This is a genomic window from Acinetobacter sp. CIP 102136, assembly GCF_000369685.1.
GTDB lineage: Bacteria > Pseudomonadota > Gammaproteobacteria > Pseudomonadales > Moraxellaceae > Acinetobacter > Acinetobacter fasciculus.
The window spans coordinates 558,564-573,559 of sequence record NZ_KB850142.1; the positions used below are offsets into that span (position 1 = coordinate 558,564).

Annotated in this window: 13 protein-coding genes; 5 read left to right on the forward strand and 8 right to left on the reverse strand. The window is 46.5% G+C overall.

Translation table 11 applies throughout. The annotated features are described in order from the left end of the window. Positions 1-130 precede the first annotated feature (130 nt). From F893_RS08105 to F893_RS08120, 4 genes are all read left to right on the forward strand, one after another. Positions 131-475 carry a hypothetical protein gene (locus F893_RS08105; protein ID WP_005251424.1) on the forward strand — a complete coding sequence of 115 codons (345 nt, stop codon included), beginning with the start codon at positions 131-133 and terminating at the stop codon, positions 473-475. 224 nt (positions 476-699) lie between these two features. Next, positions 700-1,716: an aspartate carbamoyltransferase catalytic subunit gene (locus F893_RS08110; protein ID WP_004280134.1), complete on the forward strand. Its 1,017-nt coding sequence runs from the start codon at positions 700-702 to the stop codon at positions 1,714-1,716. 10 nt (positions 1,717-1,726) lie between these two features. Beyond that, positions 1,727-2,962 (forward strand): dihydroorotase, encoded by a 1,236-nt coding sequence (locus F893_RS08115; RefSeq protein ID WP_005251432.1) that lies wholly within the window; start codon positions 1,727-1,729, stop codon positions 2,960-2,962. 182 nt (positions 2,963-3,144) lie between these two features. After that, entirely contained in the window at positions 3,145-4,635 is a 1,491-nt protein-coding gene (locus F893_RS08120) for an OmpA family protein (RefSeq protein ID WP_005251434.1), read from the forward strand. Between the two features lie 54 nt (positions 4,636-4,689). On the opposite strand, the gene F893_RS08125 is transcribed toward F893_RS08120, so the two are convergent. From F893_RS08125 to F893_RS08160, 8 genes are all read right to left on the reverse strand, one after another. Continuing rightward, entirely contained in the window at positions 4,690-6,102 is a 1,413-nt protein-coding gene (locus F893_RS08125; RefSeq protein ID WP_004646585.1) for a short-chain fatty acid transporter, read from the reverse strand. A gap of 96 nt (positions 6,103-6,198) precedes the next feature. Next, complete coding sequence (locus tag F893_RS08130) at positions 6,199-6,837, reverse strand: CoA transferase subunit B (RefSeq protein WP_005104503.1); 639 nt, start codon at positions 6,835-6,837, stop codon at positions 6,199-6,201. 2 nt (positions 6,838-6,839) lie between these two features. Then, complete coding sequence (locus tag F893_RS08135) at positions 6,840-7,544, reverse strand: CoA transferase subunit A (protein ID WP_005251436.1); 705 nt, start codon at positions 7,542-7,544, stop codon at positions 6,840-6,842. Between the two features lie 93 nt (positions 7,545-7,637). Beyond that, positions 7,638-8,540: a hydroxymethylglutaryl-CoA lyase gene (locus tag F893_RS08140; RefSeq protein ID WP_005251439.1), complete on the reverse strand. Its 903-nt coding sequence runs from the start codon at positions 8,538-8,540 to the stop codon at positions 7,638-7,640. Then, positions 8,537-10,531 (reverse strand): acetyl/propionyl/methylcrotonyl-CoA carboxylase subunit alpha, encoded by a 1,995-nt coding sequence (locus F893_RS08145; RefSeq protein ID WP_004280124.1) that lies wholly within the window; start codon positions 10,529-10,531, stop codon positions 8,537-8,539. The genes F893_RS08140 and F893_RS08145 overlap by 4 nt, the downstream gene beginning before the upstream one ends. Before the next feature lie 19 nt (positions 10,532-10,550). After that, a complete protein-coding gene (locus tag F893_RS08150) occupies positions 10,551-11,345 on the reverse strand; it encodes an enoyl-CoA hydratase/isomerase family protein (protein WP_004280123.1) in 795 nt (264 codons plus the stop codon). An 11-nt stretch (positions 11,346-11,356) separates the two neighbouring features. Next, entirely contained in the window at positions 11,357-12,958 is a 1,602-nt protein-coding gene (locus F893_RS08155) for a carboxyl transferase domain-containing protein (RefSeq protein ID WP_004280121.1), read from the reverse strand. 35 nt (positions 12,959-12,993) lie between these two features. Continuing rightward, complete coding sequence (locus F893_RS08160; RefSeq protein ID WP_004280119.1) at positions 12,994-14,166, reverse strand: isovaleryl-CoA dehydrogenase; 1,173 nt, start codon at positions 14,164-14,166, stop codon at positions 12,994-12,996. A 148-nt stretch (positions 14,167-14,314) separates the two neighbouring features. Between F893_RS08160 and F893_RS08165 the strand changes: the two genes are divergently transcribed. Further along, complete coding sequence (locus F893_RS08165; protein ID WP_005251442.1) at positions 14,315-14,950, forward strand: TetR/AcrR family transcriptional regulator; 636 nt, start codon at positions 14,315-14,317, stop codon at positions 14,948-14,950. The last annotated feature ends 46 nt before the right edge of the window (positions 14,951-14,996 follow it).

Sequence of the window (14,996 nt, forward strand, 5' to 3'; positions counted from 1 at the left end):
AGAGAAAAATAATATTCACACTATAAATTGAGGAACTGGTATGCATTTTGCTCTATACATGGCAAATCAGGCGGTCAGTCGATGGGGAGCGATGGCTGCCTGATTTTTCAATTTTATAATGGGGGTTAAGATGTTAGAGAATCAGTTACGCAACCATGACGCTTTTTCAGTGGCCACTTTAATTTATGCACGTTTACGACGGGTTTCCGGTCGGGTAATTGATGCAATTTATCTGGCAGAGAACCTGGATTATGCCCGGCATGTGATTCAACTGGCAGAGCAAACCCAGGATCCAGATTTGAATCATCTGATCCAGCGCCTCAAAATGGTACTGGAGATTTCTGAAACAGCACAAGACTCACAAACAGAATCTGCACATCCGATCCAGCAGGAAGGGCTGATCTCGGTCGAACCGGATGAAGACGATATCTATCGTGCACAGGTGTCACATCGGTATATTGGTGCACTGCGTTAAACCTGAGATGGGTGTGAATGCTCCAGACTGAAGCGCCCGTTGGTTTTGTACTTAAAATCAGCAAGATGCAAATCGGGTTAAATTATGTTATTGAAAAAATACAAAGGAATCTGATTTTTTGTTTTTATTGTTCAGATGCTTTTTGTACAAGTAGCAGCATGGCCAACTATAAAAATTCGCCAATCTCTGTATAATATGTTGACTTAACGCATAAGGAATCTCTCATGCACTTGGCGGCATTGCATACACCGAGCCAGATTCAACTCAATAAAGAAGGTAATCTAAAACACTTCTTGACCATCGAAGGTCTTTCTAAAGAAACCCTGACAAAAATATTGGACACTGCACAGTCCTTTTTTAATGACCAAAATCAGCTGATCACCAATAATTTGCTCGAAGGCAAAACGGTGATGAACCTGTTCTTCGAAAATTCAACCCGTACCCGCACCACCTTTGAAGCCGCTGCCAAGCGCCTTTCTGCCAACGTTCTCAATATCGATATTGCCCGTTCGAGTACTTCCAAAGGTGAAACCCTGCGTGACACCTTATGGAATCTGGAAGCCATGGCGGCCGATATTTTCGTGGTGCGTCATTCATCTTCAGGGGCAGCGCATTTTATTGCCAAGGATGTCTGTCCAACAGTGGCAATTATTAATGCCGGTGATGGCCGTCATGCGCATCCGACTCAAGCGATGCTGGACATGCTGACCATTCGCCGCGAAACCAATAAAAAATTCGAAGAAATGTCGATTGCCATTATTGGCGATATCAAGCATTCACGTGTCGCGCGTTCAGATGTGGCTGCCTTGCAAACTTTAGGTTGCCAGGATATCCGGGTGATTGCACCGAATACCTTGCTGCCATTGGGTTTTGAAGAATATGGCGATGGTGTTCGTCTATTTAACAATATGGAAGACGGCATCAAAGACTGCGACGTGATCATTACCTTACGTATTCAAAACGAGCGTATTGATTCTCCGGCACTGGCCTCGCAAGCAGAGTTCTACAAAATGTATGGCTTGAATAAAGAACGTCTTGCCATGGCCAAACCGGATTGTATCGTGATGCATCCGGGACCAATGAACCGCGGCGTTGAAATCGACTCAAGTATTGCGGATGGTCCGCAATCTGTGATTTTGAAGCAGGTGACCAATGGTATTGCCGTGCGTATGGCGGTGTTGGCTTTATCGATGCAAGGCCAGTTACAAGAACAAGGTTTGATTGAAGCGATTGCGGGTTAAGGAATAAGTCATGACTATTGTAAAAATTGAAAATGTCCGTGTTCTTGATCCGATCCAAAACACTAATTCTATCCAGACCGTGTATCTGGAAAATGGTAAATTCGTTGCAGAAACAGCAGACGTCTTTGAAACGATTGATGGTCAAGGCAAATGGTTAATGCCAACCATGGTCGATTTGTGTGCGCGTTTACGTGAACCGGGTCAACAGCAACACGGTACGCTTAAGTCTGAAGGAAAAGCGGCACGTGAAAATGGCATTTTGCACGTATTTACGCCACCCGATTCAAAGCCAATCGTACAAGATAATGGTGCGCTGATTCATGGTCTGGTCGAAAAAGCCATGCTGGATGGTGGGATCTATCTTCAAGTGATTGGTGCGCAAACCCAAGGCTTAAATGGTCAACAACCGGCAAATATGGCGGGCTTGAAAAAGGGCGGTTGTACTGCGGTTTCCAATGCCAGTGCGCCGTTTGCCAATGATGATGTGGTATTACGTACACTTGAATATGCTGCAGGTTTAGACTTGACGGTGGTGTTCTATGCAGAAGAACCACAAATTGCCAAAGACGGCTGTGTGCATGAAGGCTTTATTGCTTCACGTCAGGGCTTGCCGATGATTCCGGCACTGGCTGAAACCGTGGCGATTGCCAAATATCTGTTGATGATTGAAGCAACCCATGTACGTGCACACTTCGGTCTGTTGTCTTGTGGTGCATCAGTCGAATTGATCCGTATTGCCAAGGAAAAAGGCTTACCGGTGACCTGTGATGTAGCGATGCATCAGTTACATTTGACCGATCATTTGATTGATGGATTTAACTCTCTTGCACATGTACGTCCGCCACTCCGTTCTGAGCAGGATAAAGAATTACTGCGTCAGGGTGTAAAATCAGGTGTGATTGATGCGATTTGTACTCATCATGAACCGCTGAGCAGCTCTGCGAAAATGGCGCCGTTTGCTGAAACGCAGCCAGGTTTCACTGCTTTTGATACCTATGTGCCTTTTGGTCTGCAACTGATTCGTGAGGGTTTGTTGACCCCACTGGAATGGGTGGAAAAAGTAACCTTAGCTCCGGCACGTGTTGCACAAATGGCAGATCGATGGATAAATGAATCAGGCTGGGTGCTGCTAGATCCGGAACTGGAATGGACCCTGAATAAAGAAAGCATCGTGTCACAAGGTAAAAATACCCCGCTCATTAATCAAAAAGTGCTGGGTAAAGTGGTTCAAACTTTTGCTGCTTAAATGATCCCAATTTTATAAAAGTCAGCTTCGGCTGGCTTTTTTTATTTTTTAAATTTTATGTTGGTAAAATGAGTACTCAACAAAAACAGTGAAACTTTATGATATTCATACAATTATTTACATTTTCAAAAAATGGGGATCGTTACACTGATTAAATATTAAACATTAGAAAAATCAAAAGAATGGTGACGATTATGAATATAGACTTTATAGAACGCTTAAAAAGCGATGTTACGGCGATTGTGCTTCAAGGTGAAACCGAGCATTTATTTGCCAAAGATCAAGCTTTGGCTCAATTCTATCCCATATTTTTAAGTATATTACGTTCACGTCCCGCCTGGATTGAGAATCTTGGTCAGCAACTTAATCCAAAAATTCATGAATTATTCAATGCAAATCCGGCACTCAAGCAGCAGTTTCTGGATCAAGTGGATCAGAGCGCGCCACAAGATGAAATAGAGCATACCTTGAACCGGTCAATTGTACCGACTATGAATTTTTTACAGACCGAAGCGGGTGCTTCAAGTCCGGAAGCGATTAGCCATTTGCTGGAAACCCACGCCGATTCGATTCAGCGCGCATTACCCGTTTGGGCTGGACCTATTCTGGCAGCGCTAGGAGTTTCACCCTTGGCAGGGCAAAATTTAAATCAGGAGCCTGTATTGGCGGAGCAGACCATTATTGTTCAGGAAGAGAGAAAAACCGGCTTTTTATGGCCGTTTATTATTTTTCTGATCTTGGCGGGTTTGATCCTGTTTCTGGTTCGTAGCTGTATGCAGGATGATGTTGAAGATTCAAATACCCAGGCAACGAGCAAAGTTGCCGCAGCTCAGCCTGCATCCTTGCGATTGAGTACTGGTAGCAATGGCGAAATTGTCAGTTGCCAATTACAGCTGAATAATCCGCAGTTTATGGAAATTCTACAAAATGAGATCAAACAGATCTTTAATTATAATATTGGTTGTGGTGCGCTGAGCAGTGAGGTCTACCATTCAGAATTCACCGATCAGGATACCATTCCAACTGTTTTGAGAACCATCCAAGGAATGCCAAATGTGTCACTCGACTGGATTGGCAATCAGGTTTCAGTGCGTGCAGCAACCAATGCAGAGGCCGAGCGTCTGGCAGCACAAATTCGTAGTCTGGCCAAAAATGTCACAGTGGTGACCCAGCAGCCGCTCAATAGAAGTGACGTGATTAATACCGCCAATAGTGAGGCAGAACAAGCCTTGGCCAGTATCAAGACCGATAATGTTAAAGCGCTGGATGTGGCGACTGCACTGAATTTACAGATCATTAATTTTGATACGGCATCGACTGAAGTTCCCGAGGTCAATAAATTGGTGCTGGATCAGGCTGCTGCATTATTGCAACGAGCACCGCATGTCATTCTGAAGGTTACAGGACATGCCGATGCTCAGGGTAGTGAAGCAGAAAATAAGGTGCTGTCTGTGCAACGAGCTCAAGCGATTACCAGTTATCTCGTTGGAAAAGGGGTCAATCCTGCACAGTTACAGGCAGTTGGCATGGGAGAGGATCAGCCGGTTGAACCCAATGCCACACCTGCCGGACAGTTTCAGAATCGTCGCGTGACCTTTGAGGTCGTGAATACCGAAACGGGAATTGTACGTGAAGTAGATGATGAAGGTGTAGTTGAGAAGACAGGAAATTAAGAGAGCAGCCTAAATGAAAAAGGACGAATCTTCGTCCTTTTTTATTATCTTAAATTAAGAAAATACCGGCGGGCTATAAGTCAATGTCCGACCAAGGAACCATAGCAGGAACAGTACCAAAGGCAGATGGAAAATCAACTGGGTCACCGTAAATCCAATCACATCTTTGGCTTTTAATTTCAGGATACCCAGCATCGGCAACATAAAGAATGGATTAATCAGATTCGGCAAGGCTTCTGCTGCATTATAAATCTGCACTGACCAGCCCAGATGCACTTTCAAGTCATGTGCAGCCTGCATCACATAGGGTGCTTCGATAATCCATTTTCCACCGCCAGAAGGAATAAAGAAGCCCAGAATCGCTGAATAGAGTCCCATCACGATGGCAAAGGTTTCCTGCGAGGCAATGGAAACAAAGAACTCGGCAATGTAATGTGACAATGACAGATCGGCCGGGTTTAGCGCATTGGTCATCATAAAGGCAATACTGCCATACAGTGGAAACTGGATCAGTACCCCAGAAATGGCGGGTACGGCTTTGGATACCGCATTCAGGAAATTTCGCGGTGTACCGTGTAAGGCCACGCCCAAAATCAGGAAGATAAAGTTATAGGTATTTAAGCTGGAAATGGCCAGAATCGGATTGCTTTTGGAAAATTCGTTAAACATCCAGACTGCGCCCAGAATCACAATCAGAATGCTTAAAATGGGTGAATTTTCCAGCCAATCCCCCGGTCTTTTTTCGGCAGATACTTCCGGTTTTTCTTCTTCAATCTGAATCGGGAAGTGCTCAATGGTTTTAATGTCAGACCCTTTAGGTGCTGACCAGTAAGCAATCGCAATTGAAGCTACAATCAGTACCGCCGTCATGATCATGGATTGCGGCAGGAAAATGGTTTCGGTAAATGGAATCACGCCCGTCAGATTATAAATCGGTTCAGGCAGACTGCTTTTATTGGCCTGTAACTGTGCAGCTGAAGAACTGATGCCCAGTGCCCAGGTCGCACCCATCCCGATAATCGCGGCAGCCGCAGCAGCGCGGTAATCCATGTTAAGCTCTTTACGCTGTGCCAGTGCAATCACTAGGAGTGCAGTCAGTACAGTACTCATGGCCCAATTAATCAGAGAAATTAACAGGCTGACCGTGGCGACCAGGACAATCGCACCACGACCGGAATGTGGCAGGCGCGCCATTTTCTGGATCAGAAGCTGGACAGGCTTGGACACCGAAACCACATAACCGACCACGATCAGCATGCACATCTGCAAGGTAAAGGGAATCAGGCTCCAGAAGCCGTCACCAAAGGAAATCGCGACATCCTGTGCCGGTGCACCAATTCCGATAGCGGCAATCGCCACAATGATGACGCCGAGCAGGGCAAAAATATAAGAATCCGGAAACCATTTTTCAGACCAGTCGCTGACGCGCAAGGCGAAGCGCTGCAAAATATTTTGTTGAGTTTGCATGATTAAAATCCATTTATTCTGCGATTATTATTTTGAAATGAAACGGCTATATATAAAAAAGCCCTTAAGATGCTTCATTCTTAAGGGCTGGCTGGATCAGGCAGCATTACGTAATAGCGCTACCCCAGTGACTTTTTGAATCTCCTCAAAACTGACCTCTGGTGCCAGTTCAACCAGTCGAATTCCATCAGGACTAACATCCAGTACACCGAGGTCGGTAATAATCCGGTTGACCACAGCTTGACCAGTCAGCGGCAAGCTACATTGCGGTACAATCTTCGGTGTACCATCTTTGGCGCAGTGTTCCATTAAGACCACGACTTTTTGTACACCCGCGACCAGATCCATGGCACCGCCCATGCCTTTGACCTTTTTGCCCGGAATCATCCAGTTGGCCAGATCACCAGTTTCAGACACTTCCATAGCACCCAGAATGGCGATATTGACATGACCACCACGGATCATGGCAAAGGAGTCGGCACTTGAGAAAAATGAAGCACCTTTTCGCGCGGTAACCGTCTGTTTACCGGCATTGATCAGGTCGGCATCGACAGTTTCCTCGGTTGGAAATTCACCAATCCCCAGCAAACCATTTTCCGATTGCAGCCAGACATTGATATTTTCCGGAATATAATTTGCGACTAGCGTCGGCAGGCCAATCCCTAAATTGACATAGAAACCATCTTCAAGCTCTTGTGCCGCGCGCTGCGCCATTTCATTACGTGTCCAAGCCATGATCAAGCCTCCGCCTTTAAGGTCATCTGTTCAATACGTTTTTCCGGTTGAGCATTCACGACTATCCGGTTCACATAAATTCCCGGAAGATGGATTTCATCTGGATCCAGCACGCCAATTTCGACAATCTCTTCGACTTCAGCAATGGTAATTTTGCCGGCCATGGCACAGACCGGATTAAAGTTCTGGGCGGTTTTACGGAAAATCAGGTTGCCGGCTTTATCGGCCTTATAGGCTTTAACCAGAGCAACATCAGCTGTTAAAGATTCTTCCAGAATGTAAGACTTGCCATTAAATTCACGGACATCCTTACCTTCAGCGATCACGGTTCCGACACCCGTCGCCGTATAAAAAGCCGGAATACCGGCACCGCCAGCACGTAATTTTTCTGCCAGTGTACCCTGTGGGGTCAGCTCAACTTCCAGTTCGCCATTTAAATATTGACGTTCAAACTCTTTATTCTCACCCACATAAGAGGAGATCATTTTTTTAATTTGTTTGGTTTCCAGCAGAAGTCCGAGACCGAAGCCGTCTACGCCGGCATTGTTGGAAATACAGGTGAGTTGCTTAGCACCTGTTTCTTTTAGTGCTGTAATCAGGGCTTCTGGAATACCACATAGGCCGAAACCACCAACGGCCAGAGTATGACCATCTTGCACCACATCCTTTAAGGCGGATTGAGCGCTGTCATAAACCTTGTTTGACATCTTGTCACCTCTATTATTGTTGTAGCAGACTTCAATCTGCTGCTTATATCCTTATGGCTTGCTTGAAAGCATTTTGCTCAAGCAAGTTTATTTTCAAGCACAGGCTTTTTGCCAATAGGCATTGGCATAATTGGATGGATTATTGCGCTGCAAGACTTCACTGATATTACGGCTGGCCTGCATCAGGGCATCCAGCTGAATACCGGTTTGAAAGCCCATATTCGAGAGCAGGTAATACAGGTCTTCAGTTGAGACATTGCCGGAAGCGCCTTTGGCATAAGGGCAACCACCTAGGCCGGCAATGGATGAATCAAAGACCCGAATGCCTTGCAGTAAAGACTGGTAAATATTGGCAATGGCCATGCCGTAAGTATTATGAAAATGGCCTGCCAAAACTTTAGTATCAAGTTCAGCCAGACAGGCCTCCCAGACATTTTTCACCCGATCCGGTGTTGCTGTACCAATGGTTTCACCCAATGACACTTCATAGCAGCCCATCTCCAGCAAACGCTGGGTGACTTTGACCACCTGCTTCGGATCAATGGCACCTTCATAAGGACAGTCCGCCATGCAGGAAACATAGCCACGTACCTTAATATCATTGGCTTTGGCTGCTGCCATGACATCGGCAAACTTCTCGAAGCTTTCATCAATCGAGCAGTTGATGTTTTTGCGGGTAAAGCTTTCAGAAGCTGCAGTAAATACCGCCACTTCCTTGCAACCCACAGCCAGTGCCGATTCAAAACCTTTCATGTTTGGGGTTAATAAACTGAACTGAATATTCGGATCTTGGGGTAGGCTGGCAAAGAGCACATCACTGTCTGCCATTCGCGGTACCCATTTGGCTGAAACGCAGGAGCCGACTTCGATGGACTGCAGACCGGTTTTCATTAGGTCCAGAATCAGGTTTTTCCGGTCATCCAATGTCAAAGGTATTTTTTCATTTTGCAGGCCATCGCGTGGCCCGACCTCTACGATTTTGACAAAATCCGTCATGCCACTTCCTCCGCCAGAGGCTGGAACTCGACCAGTTCATCACCGGCTTTAACCTGATCACCCTTCTGAAAATATGAGCTTGCGATGATGCCGTCATGCGGTGCGCGAATCGAGTATTCGATCTTCATGGCTTCCAGCGTCATCAGCACATCATCTTTTTTGACTTTGTCATTGGCTGCCACGAGCACCTGGGTAATGACACCTGGCATTGGTGCGATCAGGTTATTTTCCGTGCCTTGTTCATCCTGATTATTAAAATCAGACTTCAAGTAATTAAACTTATAGCTTTGACCATTCTGGAACAGGGTAATGCCTTGCTCACTCTGGCTAAAAGCCAGTTTTTGCTGTTTACCCGCCAGTTGCAAGGCTAAAGTATGGGCATCGACGAGTTGACCCTGAATCTGAATTTGCTGACCGTTATAGCTGGCAACAAAGCCTTGATCTTGGGTGCTGAACTGAATTTTCAGGTTAATGCCATTGCGTTGTAATTGCACTGTATGACTATTCTGTTGGTTTAAGCGCCAGAATGCTTGCTGCTGCCATACCGGGTTGCTTGGAACGGGATTCTGTGCCTGATGTGACAGAAGTTCAATCAGTGCGGCACTAACTACCAGTTCGGCACGGATATCCGCAGAAGGTTTGAGCAGAAATTCTTCTTCACGCTGAATCAGGCCAGTATCTAAATGTGCATTTTTAAACGAGTCACACAGCACCAGGCGATCTAGAAAAGCAATATTGTTACCCAGACCATCGACATGGAACTGACCCAGCGCATGGTGCATCTGGGTTAGGGCTGCTTCACGATTTTTACCCCAGACAATCAGTTTGGCAATCATCGGATCATAATAAGTGCTGATCTCGTCGCCTTCGACAATACCGCTATCGACACGTACACAGTCACTTTGCTCCGGATAATGCAGGTAGCTGATCTGACCGATCGCCGGGATAAAACCTTTTTCCGGCTCTTCAGCATAGACACGGGCTTCAAGCGCATGACCGTGAATCTGCAATTCATGCTGCTGCTTCGGTAAAGGTTCACCAAAAGCTACGCGCAGTTGCCATTCTACCAGATCCTGTCCGGTAATCATTTCAGTCACCGGATGTTCAACCTGTAGGCGGGTGTTCATTTCCATGAAATAGGCCGTACCGTCTTGCTCGACAATAAACTCTACCGTACCGGCGCCAACGTAATTCACTGCACGAGCGGCATCAATCGCAGCCTGACGCATCGCTTCCAGTTTATCTTCTGGCATTTTTGGTGCAGGCGCTTCTTCTAGCACTTTCTGGTGGCGACGTTGTACCGAACAATCACGCTCAAACAGATGTACATAGTTGCCATGTGTATCGCCAAAAACTTGCACTTCAATATGACGTGGCTGAATCACATAACGTTCAATCAGAACGTCTTCATTGCCAAAACTTGAACGTGCTTCACTCTTACATGAAGCAAGCGAGCTAAGAAAATCTTCGCTGCGTTCCACCAGACGCATGCCTTTACCGCCACCACCGGCACTGGCCTTGATCAGTACCGGATAGCCAATATTGTCTGCCTGCTGTTTCAGGAAGTCGGCATCCTGATTGGTCCCATGATAGCCGGGGGTTAGAGGCACACCGGCTTTTTCCATCAGCGCTTTAGAGGTGGCCTTTAGACCCATTGCCAGAATGGCATCGACTGGCGGGCCAATAAAGACAATATTGTTGTCCTGACAGGCCAAGGCAAACTGGTCATTTTCGGACAGGAAACCATAACCGGGGTGAATCGCCTGGGCACCAGTGTTTTTGGCTGCCTGAATAATGCGATCAATTTGCAAATAACTTTGAGCTGCTGGCGATTCACCAATATAGATCGCTTCATCGGCCAGTTTCACATGTTGTGCCTGCGCATCAGCATCGGAATAGACGGCAACGGTGGCAATTCCTAATTTCTTCGCTGTACGAATCACACGGCAGGCAATTTCACCACGGTTGGCAATTAAAATCTTCTCAAACATTGTAGGATCCTTCTCGTTGTTATGCCGTGGTCTTGATCCAAGCCGGGCTTTGTTTGTTCAAAAATGCATTCAGTCCATTTTTCGCCTCATCTCCCTGGCGAATATGGGCAATATGCTGTGCTGTTTTAAGCAGTAAATCTTCGGTCAATACCTGTTGGTCAACCAGTTGAATCAACTGTTTCGATGCGCTCTGTGCGGCAGGACCACCAAGTAAAAGTGCTTCCACAATTTCATCAATTTTGCTGTCGAGCTGTTCTGGTGGAGTGACTTCATGCGCAAGACCAATGCTTTTGGCCTGTTCAGCAGTAATCCGCTCGGCAGTCAGGAAATAACGTGAAGCTTGACGTGTACCAATTGCACGAATTACATACGGGCTGATGGTCGAAGGTGCCAGACCTAAGCGAACCTCGGAAGTGGCAAACTTGGCATCTGTACTGGCCACACAAATATCACAGGCTGAGGCCAGCCCCATGCCGCCACCAAAGGCAATGCCGTGTACCCGGGCAATGGTTGGCTGTTTTAAGGTCGCCAGACTTTGCAGCATTTTTGCCAGTTTGAGCGCATCCGCCTCATTGTCTGCCTGTGATGCCTGACCGGCCTGTTTCATCCAGTTCAGATCCGCACCCGCAGAGAAGCTTTTGCCACGACCCGCCAGAATCACCACGCGTACATCATCACGGTTATTTAAAGACTGGAAGCAAGCATGCAGTTCTTCAATGACTTGAGTATTAAAGGCATTGTGCAGTTCAGCACGGTTAATCCAAACCGTTGCCACCTGATTCTGCTGTTCGAGCTGTAAAAATTGATATGTCATTTTGTCACCTCTTACATGCGGAACACGCCGAATTTGGTTGGCTGGATGGGCGCATTCAGGGCTGCAGCTAGACTTAAAGCCAGAACCTCACGTGATTGCGCCGGATCAATCACACCGTCATCCCATAAACGCGAAGACGCATAATAAGGATGGCCTTGGCGTTCGTATTGATCACGAATTGGTTGTTTAAACTGGTCTTCTTCTTCAGCTGACCAGCTGCCGCCTTTCTGTTCAATCTGGTCACGTTTTAAGGTCGACAAAACGCTAGAGGCCTGTTCACCGCCCATCACTGAAATACGCGAGTTTGGCCAGGTCCACATAAAGCGCGGCGAGTAGGCGCGGCCACACATACCGTAGTTGCCAGCACCAAAAGAACCGCCAATCACTAGAGTCAACTTAGGCACATTGGCGTTGGCGACGGCCATCACCAGCTTGGCACCATTTTTGGCAATGCCTTCATTTTCATACTGGCGACCGACCATAAAGCCGGTAATGTTTTGCAGGAAAATCAGCGGAATATTGCGCTGGGTACACAGTTCAATAAAATGTGCGCCTTTTTGGGCAGACTCGGAAAATAGAATGCCATTATTGGCAATAATCCCGACCGGCATGCCATAGAGCTTGGCAAAACCGGTCACCAGGGTAGTGCCGAAACGTGCCTTGAACTCGTCAAAACGTGAGCCATCGACAATACGCGCTATCACTTCACGGATATCAAAAGGCTTGCGCGCGTCACTCGGCACAATGCCGTACAGTTCCGAACTGTCAAACAGCGGCGCTTCGATTTCATCTGCGGTCTTGTTTGGCTTTTTGTTCAGGTTGGCCACGATGTTGCGGGCAATCGCAAGTGCATGTTCATCGTTTTCAGCCAGATGATCAGCCACGCCAGACAAACGGGTATGCACATCACCACCACCGAGATCCTCACTGGACACCACTTCACCAGTAGCTGCCTTAACTAGAGGAGGGCCGCCTAGGAAAATGGTGCCCTGATTGCGGACAATAATGGTTTCATCTGACATGGCAGGCACATAAGCACCGCCTGCAGTACAGCTGCCCATCACCACTGCAATTTGGGCGATACCTTGGCTCGACATACGTGCCTGATTGTAGAAAATACGGCCGAAGTGATCGCGGTCTGGAAATACTTCATCCTGTAAAGGCAAATATGCACCGCCTGAATCCACCAGATAAATACAAGTCAGATGGTTCTGTTCGGCAATTTCCTGGGCACGTAAATGCTTTTTCACTGTTAATGGATAATAAGTACCGCCTTTCACCGTAGCATCATTGGCGATGATCATGCAGGTCACACCCTTGACCTGACCAACACCAGCGACCACACCTGCGGCAGGAACATCATCCTGATACACCTGATAGGCAGCCAGCTGACCAATTTCCAAAAAAGCTGTGCCTGGATCAATTAAATGATTAATCCGTTCACGGGGGAGTAATTTGCCACGGTCCAGATGTTTTTGACGGGCAGTTTCGCCACCACCCAAAGCAATTTTTTCAATTTTCTGTTTTAGGTCATCCACCAGTTGCAGCATGGCAGTCTGGTTGGTTTTAAACTCTTCACTACGTATATTGATTTTGCTCGATAACTGATTCATGACCAACATCCTTGTTTTATTCTAAGTGTTAAGGTTTAGGCTGTTTCGTTGAAAAGTTCACGGCCAATCAGCATGCGGCGGATTTCTGAAGTACCGGCGCCAATTTCATACAGTTTGGCATCACGCCATAAACGGCCGGCAGCAAATTCGTTGATATAACCGTTACCACCTAAAGTCTGAATGGTTTCTCCTGCCATCCAGGTCGCTTTTTCAGCAGCATATAAAATGGCACTGGCAGCATCTTTACGCAGGCTACGGCTATGCTCAGCTTTGTCACATTCAGCACCGACCGCATAAACCAGTGCCTTACAGGCTAGCCAGGTCGAATACATGTCGGCAATTTTGCCTTGCATTAACTGGAATTCGCCCAGCGCCTGACCAAACTGTTTACGGTCATGAATATATGGAATCACGGTATCCATACAGGCATCCATAATCCCCAGTGGGCCAGCACTCAATACAGCACGCTCATAGTCCAGACCACTCATCAAGACCTTGGTGCCATTACCGACGCCGCCCATGACGTTTTCTTTGGGTACTTCGACATTGTCAAAAAACAGCGGATAAGTGTTTGAACCGCGCATACCCAGTTTGTCCAAATGTGTGCCATGACTGAAACCTGGCATATTTTTTTCAACCAGAAAGGCGGTCATGCCTTTGGCGCCGGCCTGCAAATCGGTTTTTGCATAGACCACCAGGACATCGGCATCGCCACCATTGGTGATCCACATTTTTGAACCATTCAACAGGTAGTGATCGCCTTTGTCTTCTGCTTTCAGTTTCATGCTCACCACATCCGAGCCTGCATTCGGTTCAGACATTGCCAAGGCACCGACATATTCACCTGAAATCAGTTTAGGCAGATAACGCTGTTTCTGTTCTTCAGTACCATTTCGCTTAATTTGGTTTACACATAGGTTAGAATGTGCGCCATAGGACAGCCCAATGGATGCAGAAGCACGGGAAATTTCCTGCATGGCAATGATGTGCGCCAGATAACCAAAATTTGAACCGCCATATTCCTCACTGACTGTCAGCCCGAGCAGGCCCATCTCGCCAAACTTTTTCCAAAGGTGGGCAGGGAACTTGTTGTCACGGTCAACCTGTTGAGCAATCGGGGTAATTTCTTTGGCGCAAAAAGCGGCCACTGAATCACGAAGCGCTATTAGAGTTTCATCCAAACCGAAATCCAAGCTTTGTAAATTCATTCTTCATCCATCCTGAGGTTATATTTGTTGTGTCCAAAAAAGCATTTTTGTTGTGCTTGTGGTTTTAACATACAATGAAAAAATAAAAAAGTGAATCTATATTCACAAAATGATTTACAATTCATTTTATCTTGTTGAGAATAATTTTATGAGTTATAAAAGATCATCATTGATGCAGGAACGAATGGAACAAAATCGCCTGTCGATTTTGGAATCTGCTCGTGAACTGATTATTCAAGGGGGCTTGAAGGAGGCATCGATTCAGGCGATTGCAGAGCGCGCAGGCGTTTCTACAGGGCTGGTCTATCGATATTTCGAAAGCAAAAGCCAGATTTTGATCGAGGTTTTGTCGGCCGCGATTCAGCATGAAGTCGGGATCCTGAACCATATTGCCGAGTCAGATTTGTCGCCAAAACTGAAATTGCAAAAATCTGTTACAACTTTTGTCAAGCGTGCCATGAATAGCCCCCAACTGGCGTATTCACTGATGTTCGAACCGGTTGATCCGGAAATGGAACATGAGCGTTTTCGCAGTAAGCAGCTGCTCAAGCAGAGCATTAAGGAAATTCTGGCCGAAGGAAAGGTCAATGGAGAATTCGAATTTGAAGATTTGAATACGGCAGCGTTGGGCGTAGTTGGTGCCATGACCTTTGTCGTGATTGAACCTTTAAATCCGTCCCGAAATGTCATGTTTGATCAGAAGTATAAGGATCACTTTGTCAAACAGATTGCCGATTTTTGTGTCAACGCAGTACGTGGACAGGAGGAAAATTTACAAGCATAAACACACAAAAAACCGGTACACAGACAAGGTCGTCGTGGTCATAAAA

Coding starts and splice junctions, on each gene's coding strand:
- F893_RS08105 (WP_005251424.1), top strand. CDS start 131: ATGTTAGAGAATCAGTTACGCAACCATGACGCTTTTTCAGTGGCCACT.
- F893_RS08120 (WP_005251434.1), top strand. CDS start 3,145: ATGGTGACGATTATGAATATAGACTTTATAGAACGCTTAAAAAGCGAT.
- F893_RS08145 (WP_004280124.1), bottom strand. CDS start 10,531: ATGTTTGAGAAGATTTTAATTGCCAACCGTGGTGAAATTGCCTGCCGT.
- F893_RS08130 (WP_005104503.1), bottom strand. CDS start 6,837: ATGGCTTGGACACGTAATGAAATGGCGCAGCGCGCGGCACAAGAGCTT.
- F893_RS08150 (WP_004280123.1), bottom strand. CDS start 11,345: ATGACATATCAATTTTTACAGCTCGAACAGCAGAATCAGGTGGCAACG.
- F893_RS08135 (WP_005251436.1), bottom strand. CDS start 7,544: ATGTCAAACAAGGTTTATGACAGCGCTCAATCCGCCTTAAAGGATGTG.
- F893_RS08115 (WP_005251432.1), top strand. CDS start 1,727: ATGACTATTGTAAAAATTGAAAATGTCCGTGTTCTTGATCCGATCCAA.
- F893_RS08110 (WP_004280134.1), top strand. CDS start 700: ATGCACTTGGCGGCATTGCATACACCGAGCCAGATTCAACTCAATAAA.
- F893_RS08160 (WP_004280119.1), bottom strand. CDS start 14,166: ATGAATTTACAAAGCTTGGATTTCGGTTTGGATGAAACTCTAATAGCG.
- F893_RS08125 (WP_004646585.1), bottom strand. CDS start 6,102: ATGCAAACTCAACAAAATATTTTGCAGCGCTTCGCCTTGCGCGTCAGC.
- F893_RS08165 (WP_005251442.1), top strand. CDS start 14,315: ATGAGTTATAAAAGATCATCATTGATGCAGGAACGAATGGAACAAAAT.
- F893_RS08155 (WP_004280121.1), bottom strand. CDS start 12,958: ATGAATCAGTTATCGAGCAAAATCAATATACGTAGTGAAGAGTTTAAA.
- F893_RS08140 (WP_005251439.1), bottom strand. CDS start 8,540: ATGACGGATTTTGTCAAAATCGTAGAGGTCGGGCCACGCGATGGCCTG.